Origin of the sequence: Paraburkholderia sp. BR14312 (assembly GCF_040948675.1) — a bacterium.
Classification (GTDB): Bacteria; Pseudomonadota; Gammaproteobacteria; order Burkholderiales; family Burkholderiaceae; genus Paraburkholderia; species Paraburkholderia nodosa_A.
Genome location: NZ_JBFPKI010000038.1, coordinates 1 through 14,104, shown reverse-complemented (window position 1 = coordinate 14,104; position 14,104 = coordinate 1). Strand labels below are relative to the sequence as shown.

At 66.1% G+C, this 14,104-nt stretch carries 14 protein-coding genes and 1 pseudogene; 3 read left to right on the top strand and 12 right to left on the bottom strand.

What is annotated here, in order from left to right; translation table 11 throughout:
• Window positions 1–326 precede the first annotated feature (326 nt).
• The gene (locus AB3X98_RS41655; protein WP_069269370.1) at window positions 327–557 is read right to left on the bottom strand and encodes a hypothetical protein; all 231 of its coding nucleotides are present in this window, start codon (window positions 555–557) and stop codon (window positions 327–329) included.
• Window positions 558–697: 140 nt separating this feature from the next.
• Here AB3X98_RS41655 and AB3X98_RS41650 point away from each other — a divergent pair, with 140 nt between their 5' ends.
• Window positions 698–1,135, top strand: a complete 438-nt coding sequence (locus AB3X98_RS41650; RefSeq protein WP_368607096.1) for a hypothetical protein — start codon at window positions 698–700, stop codon at window positions 1,133–1,135.
• A gap of 46 nt (window positions 1,136–1,181) precedes the next feature.
• Here AB3X98_RS41650 and AB3X98_RS41645 read toward each other — a convergent pair whose 3' ends face one another.
• The 5 genes from AB3X98_RS41645 to AB3X98_RS41625 form a co-directional block, all read right to left on the bottom strand.
• On the bottom strand, window positions 1,182–2,228 hold the full coding sequence (locus AB3X98_RS41645) for an ABC transporter permease (protein ID WP_342950128.1): 1,047 nt from the start codon (window positions 2,226–2,228) through the stop codon (window positions 1,182–1,184).
• Window positions 2,229–2,232: 4 nt separating this feature from the next.
• Window positions 2,233–3,261, bottom strand: coding sequence for an ABC transporter permease (locus AB3X98_RS41640; RefSeq protein WP_368610448.1), 1,029 nt, complete (start codon window positions 3,259–3,261; stop codon window positions 2,233–2,235).
• A gap of 44 nt (window positions 3,262–3,305) precedes the next feature.
• A complete protein-coding gene (locus tag AB3X98_RS41635; RefSeq protein ID WP_368607094.1) occupies window positions 3,306–4,901 on the bottom strand; it encodes a sugar ABC transporter ATP-binding protein in 1,596 nt (531 codons plus the stop codon).
• A 14-nt stretch (window positions 4,902–4,915) separates the two neighbouring features.
• Window positions 4,916–5,950 carry an ABC transporter substrate-binding protein gene (locus AB3X98_RS41630; RefSeq protein WP_368607093.1) on the bottom strand — a complete coding sequence of 345 codons (1,035 nt, stop codon included), beginning with the start codon at window positions 5,948–5,950 and terminating at the stop codon, window positions 4,916–4,918.
• A 198-nt stretch (window positions 5,951–6,148) separates the two neighbouring features.
• Window positions 6,149–7,237 carry a LacI family DNA-binding transcriptional regulator gene (locus tag AB3X98_RS41625; protein WP_368607092.1) on the bottom strand — a complete coding sequence of 363 codons (1,089 nt, stop codon included), beginning with the start codon at window positions 7,235–7,237 and terminating at the stop codon, window positions 6,149–6,151.
• 200 nt (window positions 7,238–7,437) lie between these two features.
• On the opposite strand from AB3X98_RS41625, the gene AB3X98_RS41620 reads away from it, so the two are divergent.
• A complete protein-coding gene (locus AB3X98_RS41620; RefSeq protein WP_368607091.1) occupies window positions 7,438–8,469 on the top strand; it encodes an aldose 1-epimerase in 1,032 nt (343 codons plus the stop codon).
• 13 nt (window positions 8,470–8,482) lie between these two features.
• Here the strand turns inward: AB3X98_RS41620 and AB3X98_RS41615 are convergent, their stop codons facing one another.
• Entirely contained in the window at window positions 8,483–8,767 is a 285-nt protein-coding gene (locus AB3X98_RS41615) for a hypothetical protein (protein ID WP_368607098.1), read from the bottom strand.
• Window positions 8,768–9,022: 255 nt separating this feature from the next.
• Here AB3X98_RS41615 and AB3X98_RS41610 point away from each other — a divergent pair, with 255 nt between their 5' ends.
• Window positions 9,023–10,381 (top strand): MFS transporter, encoded by a 1,359-nt coding sequence (locus tag AB3X98_RS41610; RefSeq protein ID WP_368607090.1) that lies wholly within the window; start codon window positions 9,023–9,025, stop codon window positions 10,379–10,381.
• A 65-nt stretch (window positions 10,382–10,446) separates the two neighbouring features.
• On the opposite strand, the gene AB3X98_RS41605 is transcribed toward AB3X98_RS41610, so the two are convergent.
• The 5 genes and pseudogenes from AB3X98_RS41605 to AB3X98_RS41585 all read right to left on the bottom strand — a co-directional run.
• Entirely contained in the window at window positions 10,447–10,800 is a 354-nt protein-coding gene (locus AB3X98_RS41605; RefSeq protein WP_368607097.1) for a DOPA 4,5-dioxygenase family protein, read from the bottom strand.
• Window positions 10,801–10,886: 86 nt separating this feature from the next.
• Window positions 10,887–11,663: an ATP-binding cassette domain-containing protein gene (locus AB3X98_RS41600; RefSeq protein ID WP_069269366.1), complete on the bottom strand. Its 777-nt coding sequence runs from the start codon at window positions 11,661–11,663 to the stop codon at window positions 10,887–10,889.
• A complete protein-coding gene (locus AB3X98_RS41595) occupies window positions 11,660–12,634 on the bottom strand; it encodes a ribose ABC transporter (RefSeq protein ID WP_069269367.1) in 975 nt (324 codons plus the stop codon). Before AB3X98_RS41595 ends, AB3X98_RS41600 begins: the two co-directional genes overlap by 4 nt.
• 19 nt (window positions 12,635–12,653) lie before the next feature.
• Window positions 12,654–13,634 carry an ABC transporter substrate-binding protein gene (locus tag AB3X98_RS41590; protein ID WP_368607088.1) on the bottom strand — a complete coding sequence of 327 codons (981 nt, stop codon included), beginning with the start codon at window positions 13,632–13,634 and terminating at the stop codon, window positions 12,654–12,656.
• A 183-nt stretch (window positions 13,635–13,817) separates the two neighbouring features.
• Window positions 13,818–14,104, bottom strand: a pseudogene (locus AB3X98_RS41585) (threonine ammonia-lyase, biosynthetic); the annotation flags it as partial.

Sequence of the window (14,104 nt, the reverse complement as noted above, 5' to 3'; positions counted from 1 at the left end):
TTTTTAAAGATCGATCGCGAAAGCGCCGTTAAAACTGCTCAACTACCGGCTTCTTTCTGCGTTGCTGCGTCAGCAGCAGAGAAACGAGATTATGAAGAATCTTTTCCGCTTCGTCAACCCCTTTTTTCGCTCACCGCTTGAAAAAGCTTGCTGACTCCGGCGTCCGCCGGTTTCCGCGGCGGCCCTCGCTGCCCTGACGTCGGAGACATCGAACTGCGAAGGGGGCGAATCTTATCGCCTCGATCGCGAGTCCGCAAGCCCTTCCCATCGACTTAATTGAAAAGAGGCGCAACGCGCCTCCTCCTTTCACTGAGCGGCATTCGCGCTCACGATTTCGGATCGTCCGTCGTCGGCGGGTCGAACAGCGCCTTGCACGGCGGCGAGAGTTCATCGTAGTGCTGCTTCATGCAAGCCTTGATCTTCTCCTTGTTCGGGATCGCTCTCGCGCAGAAGCGGAATGCATCGCCACGGCAGGCATGTTCCTGCTCGTTGCGCGATTCGCCGCTGCTCGCCATCGCGAAGGTTAGACCGACCAGCAATGCGCCCGCTTTCATCATGCGATCGAACGGCTTCCTCATGGCGTTCTCCTCGTGATGCGTAGTCCGACGCGACCCTGCAAGGGCTATTCCCGGCACGCCGCTTGCAGCGCTGCCCTCACCTGCCACGATGAGGCGCTGCTCTCACGCAGCGGAACGCCATGAACCCACCGATCACCCCGATCCTCGCGCTTTGCTCGGCGATTGTCATACCAGGCATCCCGCTGGCCGCTCACGCGGACGACAGCGCGAGCCCCTGCGCGGCGCTCAAGCGCATCGTCGCGGCAGCACCGCAGCATTTCGCGTCGCTGAGTCCTGACGACGGACACGCCGTCGCGCAACCCTATGGCGACGACGCGCAGTGCGCAACGACTGGCGGGAGTTTTCAGTGCGTGTGGAGCGCGCGCGACGCCGGATCTGGGACGAACGCGCTCGAAGGCGTAGGCGCCGACATTGCCTCGTGCCTGCCCGACGCAACGCACGACGTGAACTCGCCTGGCCGCCAGCACTTCTATCTGGGGCAGCGCGGCAGCCGGACCGAGATCACCGCGCAGACCGATGGCTCGACGCGCGTCAAGCTGATCGTTTCACATCAATAGGCATGCCATCGGCCAAATGCGTCCGCAGCCGCGCAGTTCAGGACCGCTATGAGCCCACGGCGGGCCGCCGCCGCGTCGCGCCCGCCGCGGCTCGCGCCGCGCCATGCCGGCGCCCGGTGAGCACGGTCTGCACGATCACCGCAGCAAGCAGGAATGCGCCACTCGCCAGGTTCTGATAGTAGGGGCTCAGCGTGCCGACCTGATTGATCACATTGTCGATGACACCGAGCAGCAACACGCCGGCCAGCGGACCGGCCATCGTTCCCACGCCGCCCGTGAGCAACACGCCGCCGATGACAGCCGCGGCGATCGACTGCAGTTCGTAGCCGGTCCCCGCCCCCGACAACCCCGAGTCCAGGTGCGACGCCAGCAGCGCCCCCGAGAGCCCGGCGAGTGCACCGGACAATCCATAGGCGAGTATCTTCACGCGCTCCACGCGCACGCCCAGCATGCGCGCCGCCTCTTCATTGCCGCCGATCGCAAAGATCGCCGCGCCAAAGCGCGTGTGGTTGAGCAGCGCGCCGCCCAGCGCATAGACGACCACCAGCACCCAGATGAGATTGTTGACGCCAAACACCGAGCCATTGGCGATGCGCGCGAAGAAACCCGGATTGGCAATCAGCAGATCCTGGCTCGCGAGCACGAGCGCGAGCCCCTTGAGCCCGAGCAGCGCCGCGAGCGTGACGATGAACGGCGCCATGCGCGCACGGGCGATCAGCACGCCGTTCACCAGACCGACGACGCAACCCGCCGCCACGGGAGCGAGCATCGCGGCGCCCCATCCATAGGGCGCGGCATAGGCGGCCAGCACCGTGCCGAGTCCGACCATCGACCCGACCGAGAGATCGAAGCCGCCCAGGATGATGACGATGCTCTGTCCCACGGCGACGAGCCCGAGAAACGCACCGTTCGACGCGATGTCCGCGAGGTTCGCGGGGCGCAGGAAGTCGGGAAACACCATGCCGGCCACGAGCGCCACGACCACGAGCATCGCGATCGCCCCGCGCGACTGCACGAGCGCGATCACTTGCGCGCGCCGATTGGCACCCGGCGTGGCGGCGGTTTGAGCGTCCACTGGTTTGGCGTTTTGCATCGCGTCAGCCTCCCGAGCGTTGCAGATACAGCGCGACGACGATGAACACCGCCTTGAGGATCTGCGCGTAGGTGAAGCTGATGTTGTTCATGATGAAGCTCGCGTCGAGCACCTGGAGCAGCAGCACACCGAACACCGCGCCGACGATCGAGATGCGTCCGCCCGAAAGCGGCGTGCCCCCGATGACCGAGGCGGCAATCGCATCGAGTTCGAAGTTCACACCCACATAGTTGGGATCCGCCGCGCCAAGTCGCGATGACGCGAACACGCCGGCGAGTCCGGCAAGCGTGCCGCTCACCGCGTAGACGAGAAAGAGCGTGCGCCGCACCGGAATGCCCGCGAGAAACGCGGCGCCGCGGCTCGCGCCCACGAGAATCGCGTAGCGCCCGAAGGTCGTGCGCCGCACGACGAACGCGACCACCACCGCGAGCCCGAGCGCGATCAGCATGACGACGGGCAGCGGGCCGAGCGCGGCGGCGCCGAGCAGATCGAACCCGGGTGTGTCGGGCAGATTCACGCGCGAGCCACCCAGCAGCGCCTGCGCAAGCCCGCGCGCGGCGACCAGCAAGGCGAGGCTCGAGATCAGCGGATCGATGGCCAGCAGCGCGACGAGGAACCCGTTGCAAAAGCCGACGACGGCGCCCACCGCGACCGCGCCCACGAGCGCCGGGCCCACGCCATACGGCAGGAACACGGCAATTGACGCGCTGGCGAGCGCCATCACCGAGCCTACGGAGAGATCGATGCCGCGCGTCGCAATCGCGAGATTCTGGCCCAGCGCGATCAGCACGATCGGCGCCGCCTCGAACAGCAGGCTGCGCGCCGCGAAGGGATTCGAGAAGCCGGGCGTGACGGCGAGATTGAACGCGACGAGCGCGGCGAGCGCGAAGTACACGCTGTGCTCGCGCAGCACCGCGCGCCAGGTCCGCGCGCGCGCCTCGGCGCCGGTCGCCGCCGAGACGGAACGGCTCGAGGAATTCGAAGGATTCGAGGGGCTCAAGCTTGCCTCGTTCGATTCAAGGTTGGTCGCCATCGGAGCGGTTGTCGTGGATTGTGGCGGGTTTGGCGCGGGGTTGCTCACGCGGTGCCGTCGCCGTGGTCGGCGCTGGCGTCGGATCCGGCGCCGGCCAGCACGGCGAGCACTTCGTCGGGATGCGCGCCGGCGGTCGGCATGCCGCCCTCGGTCGCGCCTTCGTTGAGCACGACGAGGCGGTCGGTCAGCGCAAGCAGCTCTTCCATCTCCGAGGATGTGACCACCACCGCGAGCCCCTCCTGCGCAAGCTCCTGCACGACGCGATGCACCTCCTCTTTCGCGCCGACGTCGATGCCGCGCGTGGGATCGTCGAGCAGCAGCACCGTTGGGCGCGTAGAGAGGCAGCGCGCGATCAGCGCCTTTTGCTGATTGCCGCCCGAGAGCGTCGTGATGAGTGCGCCGGGCCCGGCCGTCTTGATGCCGAGCCGCTCGATCGAGTCCCGCACCACTTGCGCTTCCTTCGCACGCGAGATGAAGCCGAAGCGAGAAATGCGCGGCAGCAAGCTTGCGACGATGTTCTCGCGCACCGAGAGACGTGGAAAGATGCCTTCCGCGCGGCGGTCTTCGGACAGGAAGGCGAGCCCGCGTCCGATCGAGCGCGCCGGGTTGGCATGCGTGAGCGCGCGGCCAGCGACATCGACCTCGCCGCCATCGGCCTTTTGCGCGCCGAAGATCGTCTTGAATGTTTCCGTGCGGCCCGAGCCGAGCAGGCCGGCCAGCCCGACGATCTCCTTGCGGGTCACGCGCAGCGACACGTCGCGCACGCGGTTGCCCCACTGCAAATGGTCGACGGCGAGCGCGGGCGTGGCGTCGGCATCGGCGCTGCCCGAGCGCTCGGCCCACGCGTGCTCGCCCGCGCTCTCGCGGCCCAGCATGGCCGCGATCAATGCCGCGCGCGGCAGTTCTGCGGGCGTACCCGTGCGGACCACTGCGCCGTCGCGCATCACCGTAAAGCGATCGCACAGCCGGTAGCATTCGGAAAGCCGGTGGCTCACGAACAGCAGTGCAATGCCCTCGGCGCGCAGGCGATCGACGACTTCGAACAGCACGTCCACCTCCGCGCCGCTCAGGGCCGAAGTCGGTTCGTCGAGGATCAGCACGCGCGCGCCCAGCGAAACGCCGCGCGCAATCGCCACCATCTGCTGCGCGCCGAGCCCGAGCGAGCCGAGACGCGCAGCCGGATCGACCGCGAGCCGGTAACGCTGCACGATGTCGGCGGCGCGCTCGAGCATGCGCTTCCTGTCGATCAGGATCCCGAAGCGTTTCGGTTCATGGCACAGAAAGATGTTGTCGGCCACGCTGCGCTCCGGTATCAGGTTGATTTCCTGATACACGGCGCACACGCCCGCGCCCTGCGCGGCGCGGGGACTGTCGAACGCGACGTCCGCGCCGTCGAGCGTGAGCGCGCCCGAGTCGGGCTGATGAAAGCCGGTGAGGACCTTGATCAGCGTGGACTTGCCCGCGCCGTTCTCGCCCACGAGGCCGTGCACCTCGCCCGCGCGCAGTGTGAGCGAGACGTCGCGCAGCGCGCGCACCACGCCGAAGGTCTTCGAAACGCCGTGCGTTTCGAGCACGGCGCGCGGCGTGGCCGTGGCGGAACCGGTGCGACCGGTGCGATCGGCGGGGGCGCTCGTCGTCATCGTGCGGACGCAGCTCAGTAGACCTTGCCCTGCGCGAGCGACGGCTGCGCGTTGTTCCGGTCGAACAGCGCGTCATCCATGATCTGCTTTTGCGGCACCGGCTTGCCCGCGAGATAGTCTTCCAGCGACTTGAAGGCGAGCGGACCGAAGCGAGGGTTCGTTTCGACGTCAGCAGCGACAACGCCGTTCGAAATATCCGTGACGATTTCCTTTGTGCCGTCGATCGAGACGATCTTCACGCCGTTGAGCTTGCCGGCCTGGCGCAGCGCTTTGATCGCGCCGACCGTCATCGTGTCGGCATGGGTGTAGACGGCGTTGACGTCCGGGTGCGCGAGCAGGATCTGCTCCATTACCTTCTGCGCTTCGGTCGTCGACCAGTTTGCGGTTTGCGCCGCAATGATCTTCATGCCGGGATAGGGCTTGAGGCCGTTCGCAAAGCCGTCCGTGCGCTGGCTTTCCACCGTGTTGCCGTAGCCGCCCTGGATCTCGGCGATGATCGCGTTGCCGCCGGTGGCGTCTGCCAGCGCCTTCGCCGCGCGCTCGCCCTGCTTGTAGAAGTCGGAGCCGAGGAACGTGATGAAGTCGTCGCACACCGTGCCCGCCGTCTGCCGGTCGATCGTCACGACGGGAATGCCTTTGGCGCGCGCCTGGGCGAGCGCGGGCTGCAGGCCTGTGGAGTCGTTGGGCGCAATGATGAGCGCCTCGGCGCCCTGGTTGATCATGCTTTCGATGTCGGCGACCTGCTTCGCCTGGTTGGCGTTCGCGTTCGTATACAGGAGACGCTTCACGCCCGCTTCCTTCGCCGCTGCGCGAACCGAGGCGGTTTCGGTCGCCCGGAACGGGTTCTGTTCATTCTCCGACTGAGAGAACCCCACCACCATGTCGCTCAGCTTCTTGCCACCCGGTTTGGCATTCGTGCAGCTCTCGCTGGAATTCGACTGGACTTTCTGCGCACCGGCAGTGGACTGCGCGTGAGCGCTCGCGGCGAACGCGCTCGCGAAGCAAAACCCGGCGGCGATGAGGGCGGACTGGATTCGTTGATGACGCATGGCTGTCTCCTGTGTCGGCCAGAACGCATGCGGCAGCACGGGCTCCGGTCTCACGCAAAGCGATGAATGACATCGGCGGTGCTGGCCATCGGCCCCACCGCGGTTCTTGTTGTCTTTCTTGATTCATCCAGCACGACGCACGACGCGCGATGCGCCCCACCGAATTATTACGGCCACTGCTTCAACTAATATTACCAGTCAATTTTCGGAGATATTAATGAGGGTATTCACGGGGGAAGCAGAGTCCGGCGCGCACACCGAGGTCCGTTCGATGAGCGGCCCGTCGAGCTTCACGGTGCGGTGGCGCACCGGCGCGCCGGCGCTGCGGTTCTGCTCTTCCTGCAGCAGCGTCTCGACGGCCCAGCGCCCAAGCTCGTAGTTGGGCAGCACGACGGTGGTGAGCGGCGGGTGGGTGTGACGCGCGATTTCCTGGTCGTCGTAGCCCATTACGGAAACGTCTTCGGGCACGCGCAGCCCGAGTTGTTTGAGCGCTTCGATCGCACCGATCGCCGTCAGGTCGTTGGCGCAGAAAATCGCGGTGGGCGGATTCGGCTCGCGCATGAGCGAGAGCGTGAGTTCGAAACCCTTGCCCGAACTCCAGTCGCCGTCGCGCACGAGGCGTTCGTCGAACAGCAGGTCCGCAGTCGCGAGCGCCTGGCGATAGCCCTTCAGACGGTCTTTCGCGGCGTCCTGCCAGGTTTCGCCATTGATGAAGCCGATGCGCCGGTGCCCCGCTTCGATCAGATATTCGGTGGCCGTATGGCCGCCCGCCACTTCGGCCGGCACGACCGAAGAGAGCGCGTGATCGGACGCGTAGCAGTTGAGCAGCACGGCCGGCACCTTCAGCAGCGCGGGCGGCACCGTGACCTTGCGCGTGTACACGGTCGCGTAGATCACGCCGAGCACGTTCGGCATGGCGAGCGTTTGCAGCACGTGCTGCTCCATCTGTGCGTTGCCATGCGTCGAGAACACCGCGAGCAGACAGCCGTTGTTCCAGGCGGCGTCGCGCGCGCCGTCGATGCTCACGACCGGGTGTGGACTCGTCGAGACTTCGTCGGCGAGATAGACGATGAGATTGCGCTCGCCTGCGGGGGCGGGCGTCTGCACCGCGCGGATCGGCAACTGGTAGCCAAGCGATTGCGCGACCTCGTGCACCTTCAGGCGCGTCGCTTCGGAAAGCTTGGCGCCGACCGCGCCGTTGAGCACGAGGGAAACCGTCGATTGCGATACGCCGGCGGCCTTCGCGATGTCGGTCATGGTCGGGCGGCGTTGCGTCGATTTTTTCATCGGATCTGAGGGGGGACTGCGGGAGGGCTGCGCGGCGCGGCGGCGCGCGCTCGGGGCCGCGCTGTTGGCCCGAAGCGTAGCACTAATAATTTTGGCCATCAATTGGAGCATGTCACCATTTTTTGGCGGCATCATCAGCGATTTCAGCGCCTATATTATCTTTTATTAGTAATAAAACGATGCACTTGGAGAACGCTCATTTGACTGCCCGACCGACACCCTCGTCGCCCCCGGAGATCGCATTCGACGCCGCCGCGCTCGATGACGGCCAACTCGTCACGCTGGCCCATGGCGACGCGCGCGCGCTCGTCGCGCCGCACGTCGGCGGCTCGATCGCGGCGTTCTACGACGCAGCCGGCCACACCCCTGCGTCGCACTGGCTGCGTCCCGCCACGCGCGCCGCCATCGACGCGCGCGATCCGCTAGGCATGGCGAGCTTTCCGCTGATGCCGTACTGCAACCGCATCCGCGACGGGCGATTCCGCTTCGAAGGCGAGATGATCGACTTGCCGAGCGGCACCGGCGCGCTGCGCCACGCGCTGCATGGCCACGCATGGCGGCGCCCCTGGACGGTCGAGGCGCAAACGGCTGATACGCTCACGCTGCACTTCCTGCACGAGCCGAACGAGTCACATGAAGCGCACGGACCCCACGGATCGCGCAAGGCCAGTTCACACGTCGGCACCGGCTGGCCGTTTCGCTACGAAGCGCGCCAGCACCTCACGCTCGACGCCAGCGGCCTCACCGTGCGCCTGTGGGCACGCAACCTGGCCGCGCGGCCCATGCCGTTCGGCCTGGGCCATCACCCGTACTATCCGCGCTCGCCCGGCACGCGTATCGCCGCGCGCGTGCGCGCCATGTGGGAGATCGACACGGAAGTGCTGCCGGTCTCGCTCAGCGCGCACCCAGCCGTCGACGCCCTGCAGGCCGGCCTGATCGTCGACGACTTCGACCTCGACAACAACTTCTCCGGCTGGCGCCGCGAGGCGGTCATCGAATGGCCGCACGAAGGCCGTCGCCTCGCGCTGCGCGCGAGCACGCCACTCGACTTCTTCGTGGTCTTCTGTCCACCCGGCCTGCCCTACTTCTGCGCCGAACCTGTCAGCAACACGACGGACTGGCTCAATCTGCGTCACGAAGGCACCGTGCAGCGCATCGACGTGGGCGGCACCGTGCTCGCGCCCGGCGAAACACTCGAAGCCCAGCTTGCCTGGCAACCCGAGTGGATCTGAAGCGGTCGGTCGCTCACATGCCGGCGCCGCTCTGCCCACCCGAGCGCACGCCCGCCAACGGCGCGCCGTAGCCGCCCGCCTCGGCGTTGTTCGGGTAGCCGTTCGCGAGTTGCCCGCGCGGATCGGTGGGACCGACCGGCATCTCGCCGGCCTGGCGATTGCCGTGGGTCGGGTATTCGCTGCCGGGCTGGGCGCCCGGCATGAGCGCGAGGCTGTTTTGCGGCGTACGCAGGTCGTCGTTCGGCGCGAGCTGGCCAAAAACCTGGCTGGGCGCGCCTGCCAGCATCGCGCTTGCCATGAGGCACAGTATGGCCGCGTGGGCGAAGAAAAGCTTCATCTGGCACTCCTTGTCGCGCAACGCGACACGCTTGCGGCACGCGAGTGCTCGCCGTGCTGCTTTCAGGCTAGCAGACGGCCGCCTGCCACGCCCCATAATGATCTCCAGCAAACGCCGCGCTGCGGTTACTATTCCGGGTTGTAAGGCAAACCAGAAAAAGCGGCTCGCCACGGCGGGCCGATACAACGACAACCTCGGTCGACAGGAGACAAAACCATGGACCAGCCGCGTGCCGTCGACGTCCAGACCTTCATCAACGAACATCCGTTCTCGCCGTTCCAGTGGTTCATCTTTGCGATGTGCTTCGTCATCGTCCTGCTCGACGGTTTCGACACTGCCGCGATCGGCTTCATCGCGCCTTCGCTGCTCGGCGAATGGGGCATCCCCAAACCCGCGCTCGCGCCCGTGCTGAGTGCGGCGCTCTTCGGCCTTGCTTGCGGCGCACTCGTGTCCGGACCGCTTTCCGATCGCCTCGGGCGCCGCGCCATGCTGGTCGGCTCGGTGTTGCTGTTCGGCGTGACCTGCCTCGCTTCGGCGTTCTCCACCAGCATCGGCGAGCTCACGTGGCTGCGCTTCATTACGGGCGTGGGTCTCGGCGCCGCCATGCCGAACGCGGTCACGATGATGGGCGAGTTCTGCCCCGACCGGAACCGCGCCACCGTAATCAATCTGATGTTCTGCGGCTTTCCGCTCGGCGCGGCCTGCGGCGGCTTTCTCGCGGCGTGGATGATTCCGCATTTCGGCTGGCGCAGCGTGCTCATGCTTGGCGGCGTGACGCCGCTCGTGCTCGCCGTGCCGCTCTTCCTGCGCATGCCGGAATCGGTGCGCTACATGGTGGCGAACCAGCGGCCCGTCGAGCGTATTCGCGCCGCGCTCGCCCGCATCTCGCCCGATGCCGCCAAGGCGCAGGTGTTCACGATGACGGAGCACGCGCCGCAGACGCAAAGCAAGGGCCTCGGCGTCGTGCTTTCGCCGATGTACCTCGTCGGCTCGGTGATGCTGTGGGTCGCGTATTTCATGGGGCTCGTGATCTTCTACGCGTCGATCAACTGGATGCCGCTCCTGCTCAAAGACGCCGGCCTCACGGCCTCGAGCGCCACGCTGATTTCGGCACTCTTCCCGCTCGGCGGCGTGGGCGCGGTGCTGAGCGGCATGCTGATGGACCGCTTCAACGCGAACCGCATCATCGCCGCGTGCTACGTGCTCACCGCGCTTTCGGTGTGGCTCATCGGCCAGGCAGCGGGTAACGTGGCCCTGCTCGTGCTCGTGGTGTTCGTGGCCGGCGTGCTGATGAACACGGCGCAATCGTCGATGCCCGCGCTCGCCGCCGCGTTCTATCCCACCCAGGGGCGCGGCACCGGCGTGGCCTGGATGCTCGGCATCGGGCGCTTCGGCGGCATTGCGGGCTCGTTCCTCGTGGCCGAACTCGCGCGCCGGCACTTCACGTTTGCGGGCATCTTCGCGACGGTTGCCGTCGCCGGTCTGATTGCCGGCGCCGCACTGCTCATCAAGCAGGCCGCGCGGCCGCAGATGAGCGGATCGTCGGCGGCAAAGACGGAGTCGTTCGGGCACTGAGGCCCGCGGGCGTGTCGAGGATTGCGCCGTGCCGCACCCACGGGCCGGCGCAATCCGCAGAGCGATCAGCCGCCGAGCGCGCCGAGATTGAGCCTGTGCGAATGGCCGATCCACACGGCGGCGTCGCGATGATCGCGCAGGGCATCGGTGGTGTTCGGATGCACGAACACGTCGAGTGCGCCGTGATTGAGCGTGAGCCATTCGACGACCGTCGTGAAATGCTCTCGCGTAATGGCGAGCTGATACGACCACATCGGATGCGGCCCGACCGGGCGCTCGTGAAAGCGGCCGATCTGCACGATCTCGCCGAAGCGGGCATCGATCGCCTCGCGCAAGGTCCATGCGGCGTCGCGCGTCGCAGCGTCGAAATAGACGTGGGCGTGCCAGCTCGTGATTTCGGCGGGATCGAGGTAGTTCATGGTGGAAGCAGGAATGCGGTGAGGGTTCGAGCCGATATTGTCCATCGAATGCCCGCACCGCGCAGGCGAACGCACCACGCCAGGTTTCAGTGCGCGCCGTTCGAATACGTGTCGCCGACCATCAGCCGCACGATTTCGTCGCCGTCGGTTTCCGAGACGCGCCGCTCGCCCGCCACTTCGCCGCGCCGCAGCACGACGATGCGCTCCGCCACCGCGAAAATATCGTGCAGGTTGTGCGAGATGAGAATCACGGCCACGCCCTGAGCCTTGAGTCCGCGGATCAACTCCATCACCTTGCGTTGCTCGGGCACGCCGAGCGCCGCGGTGGGCTCGTCCATGATGAGCACGCGCGCGTTCCAGTAAATCGCGCGGCCTATCGCAATGGCCTGGCGCTGGCCGCCCGAGAGCATTTTCACGGGGCCCGTGAGCTTGCGCGGCGGAATCACGATATCGAGCCGCTCGAGCACTTCGCGCGCCACCCGCGCCATGTGCGGCCGGTCGATCACCTGGAAGCCGAGTAGCCGTCGCACCGGTTCGCGGCCGAGGAAGATGTTGCTGCCCACGTCGAGATTGTCGGCGAGCGCGAGATCCTGATAGATGGTTTCGATGCCCTGCGAGCGCGCATCCTGCGGGTCGCGCAGCTGGAGCGGCCGCCCTTCGAAATGCAGATCGCCCGCATCGGCGCGATACACGCCAGAGAGAATCTTGATGAGGGTGGACTTGCCCGCGCCGTTGTCGCCCGCGAGCGCAAGCACTTCGCCGGGCATCAGCCGCAACGACACGCGCTTGAGCGCCTCCACGCCACCAAAGCGGATCGAGACATCACGCGCCTCCAGAATCGGCGTGGCGCTCTCATCGCTCATTGCGCGCCTCCGAGCCGATCCTTGTACTGGTCGATCAGCACCGAAAGAATGATGACGATGCCGACCACGATGAATTGCCAGAACGCGTTGACGTCGATGAACACGAGCCCGAATTCGATCACGGCGATGATGAGCGCGCCGATCAGCGTGCCGATGACGTTGCCGGTCCCGCCAAAGAGACTCGCGCCGCCGATCACGACCGCCGCGATCGAATCGAGCAGCATGGGCTCACCCGCATTGGCCGCGCCCGCAGCGAAGCGCGCTGTGTAGACGATGCCGCCCACCGCCGCGAAGGCGGCCGCAATCAGATAGATCGCGAACAGATGACGGCGTACGTTGATGCCCGCGCGCACCGCCGACTGCGGATTGCCGCCTACCGCGTAGGTGTACTGACCGAAGCGCGTTTGCGAGAGCACGAAGTGCATGATGACGAGCAGCACGGCCGTGAGGATCACGGGCGTCCAGCCGCTGCCGAGCCACGCGAGTCCAGGATTGTTCACGGAGACGGTCATGCCGCTGCCCGCAGCGAGAAAGCCCACGCCGCGCGCGACCCCATACATGCCGAGCGTGCCGATGAAAGCGGGCACGCCCAGGCGCGCGATCAACACACCGTTCACGAAGCCCGGAATCAGGCATACGAGCACCGTGAGTGGTATCGACATCAACAGGATCCACGGCGACGCGCCGCCGGGAATCGTGAACTGTGCGACGCACACCGCCGCGAGCCCCATCACGAAGCCCACCGAAAGATCGATGCCCGCGGTGATGATCACGAAGGTCTGACCGATGGCCAGCAACAACGGCGCGCTCGCGGCAAGCCCGATCGACTGCAGGTTGTACGCGTTGAATACGAACGACCGGTGCGCCGAAATGCGCGCCCACGCCTCGAAGAAGACGAGCAGCGTGCCGAGAAAGAGCCACGGCCAGACCTTGCTGACGAGCGCGAGCCTGTCGAGTCGTTTGTCGTTCATGTGGCTCTGTTCGCGCGGCTTAGTTCGAGTAGATGTACTGCTTCATCTCCGGCTTGTCGATATTCGACTTGTCCAGCACCACGAAGCCCGTGCCCTTGTAGGTGGGAATCTTCTTGCCGTGGATGGTGTCGGCGGCGAACTTCACGGCGTCATAGCCCATCTCGTCGGGGAGCTGCGCGATGGCGATATCGACGAGGCCGCTTCTGATCTGCTCGTCGATGCCCGGCACGGCGTCGAACACGACGACCTTCACCACGCCCTGCTTGCCCGCGTTCTTCACGCCTTGCGCCGCGCCTGCGCCCGAAAACGTGTTGGCGCCGAATACGCCCGCAAGGTCGGGATTGCGCGCGAGTACCGCCGCCACGTGCGAGGCGGCGCGATTGGCGTCGTCCTCGTTGTACTGCGTCTCGAGCACCTTGATGTTGGGGTGCTTCTTCATCTCTTCCATGAAACCTTGCGCGCGCGCGTCGGTGCTGGAAATGCCCGGCTTGTTGTTCTCGCAATAGACGGTGCCCTTGTCGCCGATCGCCTTGGCGAGCGAGCGCGCCGCCACGTGGCCGCCTTCCAGGTTGTCGGAAGCCACATAGGAGAGCGGGAAGTCGGCGTCGCCCTTGCCGCTTTGATAATGGCCGTCGCCGATATAGGTGTCGACGGTGATGACCTTGATGCCGGCGTCGGCGGCTTCCTTGAGCGGGCCGATGAGCTGTTGCTTGTCGACGGGCGAGACGAGCAGCACGTCGGGATGCTTGGCGATGAACGCCTTGAGGATTGGCACCTGCTCCGTGGTGTTCCAGGCCTTCGGAACCTGGAACAGCAACTGGATGTTTTCTTCCTTCGCCGCGCGTTCGGCGCCGCGATGCATCGTGAAGTAGAAGGGATCGGTGACGCCGGGCAGCAGTGCGACGACGGGATGCGCCGCATCCGCGTGCGCCACGCCGGGCAGCGCGCCGGCGACGATCGTGGAAAGAGTCATCAGACAGCCAAGAGCGATGCGCAACATGTTTGTCTTCCTCCAGGTGAGTCCGACGCACGGCGCCCAATCTTCCCGAGGCGACCACGCCCGGCAGCAGTGGCTCAGTATACTGACGCGCTCTGCCGCGGGGCCTGGTGTTTTCCTGCACTCTTTCGACGCTTTATGCGCTTCGGATGCAGACGTCCCGATTGGTGGGACGACTGACTATTTTCATTGCAGGAACAACCGATACGCCGGGTTTTGCGTCTCTTCCCAGTGCGGATAACCGAGCGTGGCGAGGAAGCGGCGGAACTCGGCGTCCTCGGCGGCGGGCACCTGGATGCCCACCAGAATCGAGCTGTAGTCGGCGCCCTGGTTGCGGTAGTGGAACAGGCTGATGTTCCAGTTCGGCGCCATCGACGAAAGGAAACGCATGAGCGCACCCGGGCGCTCCGGAAACTCGAAGCGGAACAGGCGTTCGTCGTGCGCGAGCGGCGAGCGTCCGCCCACCATGTAGC

What these genes read in the sequence shown, in the direction of transcription:
- AB3X98_RS41605 (WP_368607097.1), bottom strand. Translation starts at nt 10,800, where the DNA reads ATGAACTACCTCGATCCCGCCGAAATCACGAGCTGGCACGCCCACGTC.
- AB3X98_RS41655 (WP_069269370.1), bottom strand. Translation starts at nt 557, where the DNA reads ATGATGAAAGCGGGCGCATTGCTGGTCGGTCTAACCTTCGCGATGGCG.
- AB3X98_RS41650 (WP_368607096.1), top strand. Translation starts at nt 698, where the DNA reads ATGAACCCACCGATCACCCCGATCCTCGCGCTTTGCTCGGCGATTGTC.
- AB3X98_RS41635 (WP_368607094.1), bottom strand. Translation starts at nt 4,901, where the DNA reads ATGACGACGAGCGCCCCCGCCGATCGCACCGGTCGCACCGGTTCCGCC.
- AB3X98_RS41615 (WP_368607098.1), bottom strand. Translation starts at nt 8,767, where the DNA reads ATGGCAAGCGCGATGCTGGCAGGCGCGCCCAGCCAGGTTTTTGGCCAG.
- AB3X98_RS41640 (WP_368610448.1), bottom strand. Translation starts at nt 3,261, where the DNA reads ATGGCGACCAACCTTGAATCGAACGAGGCAAGCTTGAGCCCCTCGAAT.
- AB3X98_RS41595 (WP_069269367.1), bottom strand. Translation starts at nt 12,634, where the DNA reads ATGAACGACAAACGACTCGACAGGCTCGCGCTCGTCAGCAAGGTCTGG.
- AB3X98_RS41645 (WP_342950128.1), bottom strand. Translation starts at nt 2,228, where the DNA reads ATGCAAAACGCCAAACCAGTGGACGCTCAAACCGCCGCCACGCCGGGT.
- AB3X98_RS41590 (WP_368607088.1), bottom strand. Translation starts at nt 13,634, where the DNA reads ATGTTGCGCATCGCTCTTGGCTGTCTGATGACTCTTTCCACGATCGTC.
- AB3X98_RS41625 (WP_368607092.1), bottom strand. Translation starts at nt 7,237, where the DNA reads ATGAAAAAATCGACGCAACGCCGCCCGACCATGACCGACATCGCGAAG.
- AB3X98_RS41600 (WP_069269366.1), bottom strand. Translation starts at nt 11,663, where the DNA reads ATGAGCGATGAGAGCGCCACGCCGATTCTGGAGGCGCGTGATGTCTCG.
- AB3X98_RS41610 (WP_368607090.1), top strand. Translation starts at nt 9,023, where the DNA reads ATGGACCAGCCGCGTGCCGTCGACGTCCAGACCTTCATCAACGAACAT.
- AB3X98_RS41630 (WP_368607093.1), bottom strand. Translation starts at nt 5,950, where the DNA reads ATGCGTCATCAACGAATCCAGTCCGCCCTCATCGCCGCCGGGTTTTGC.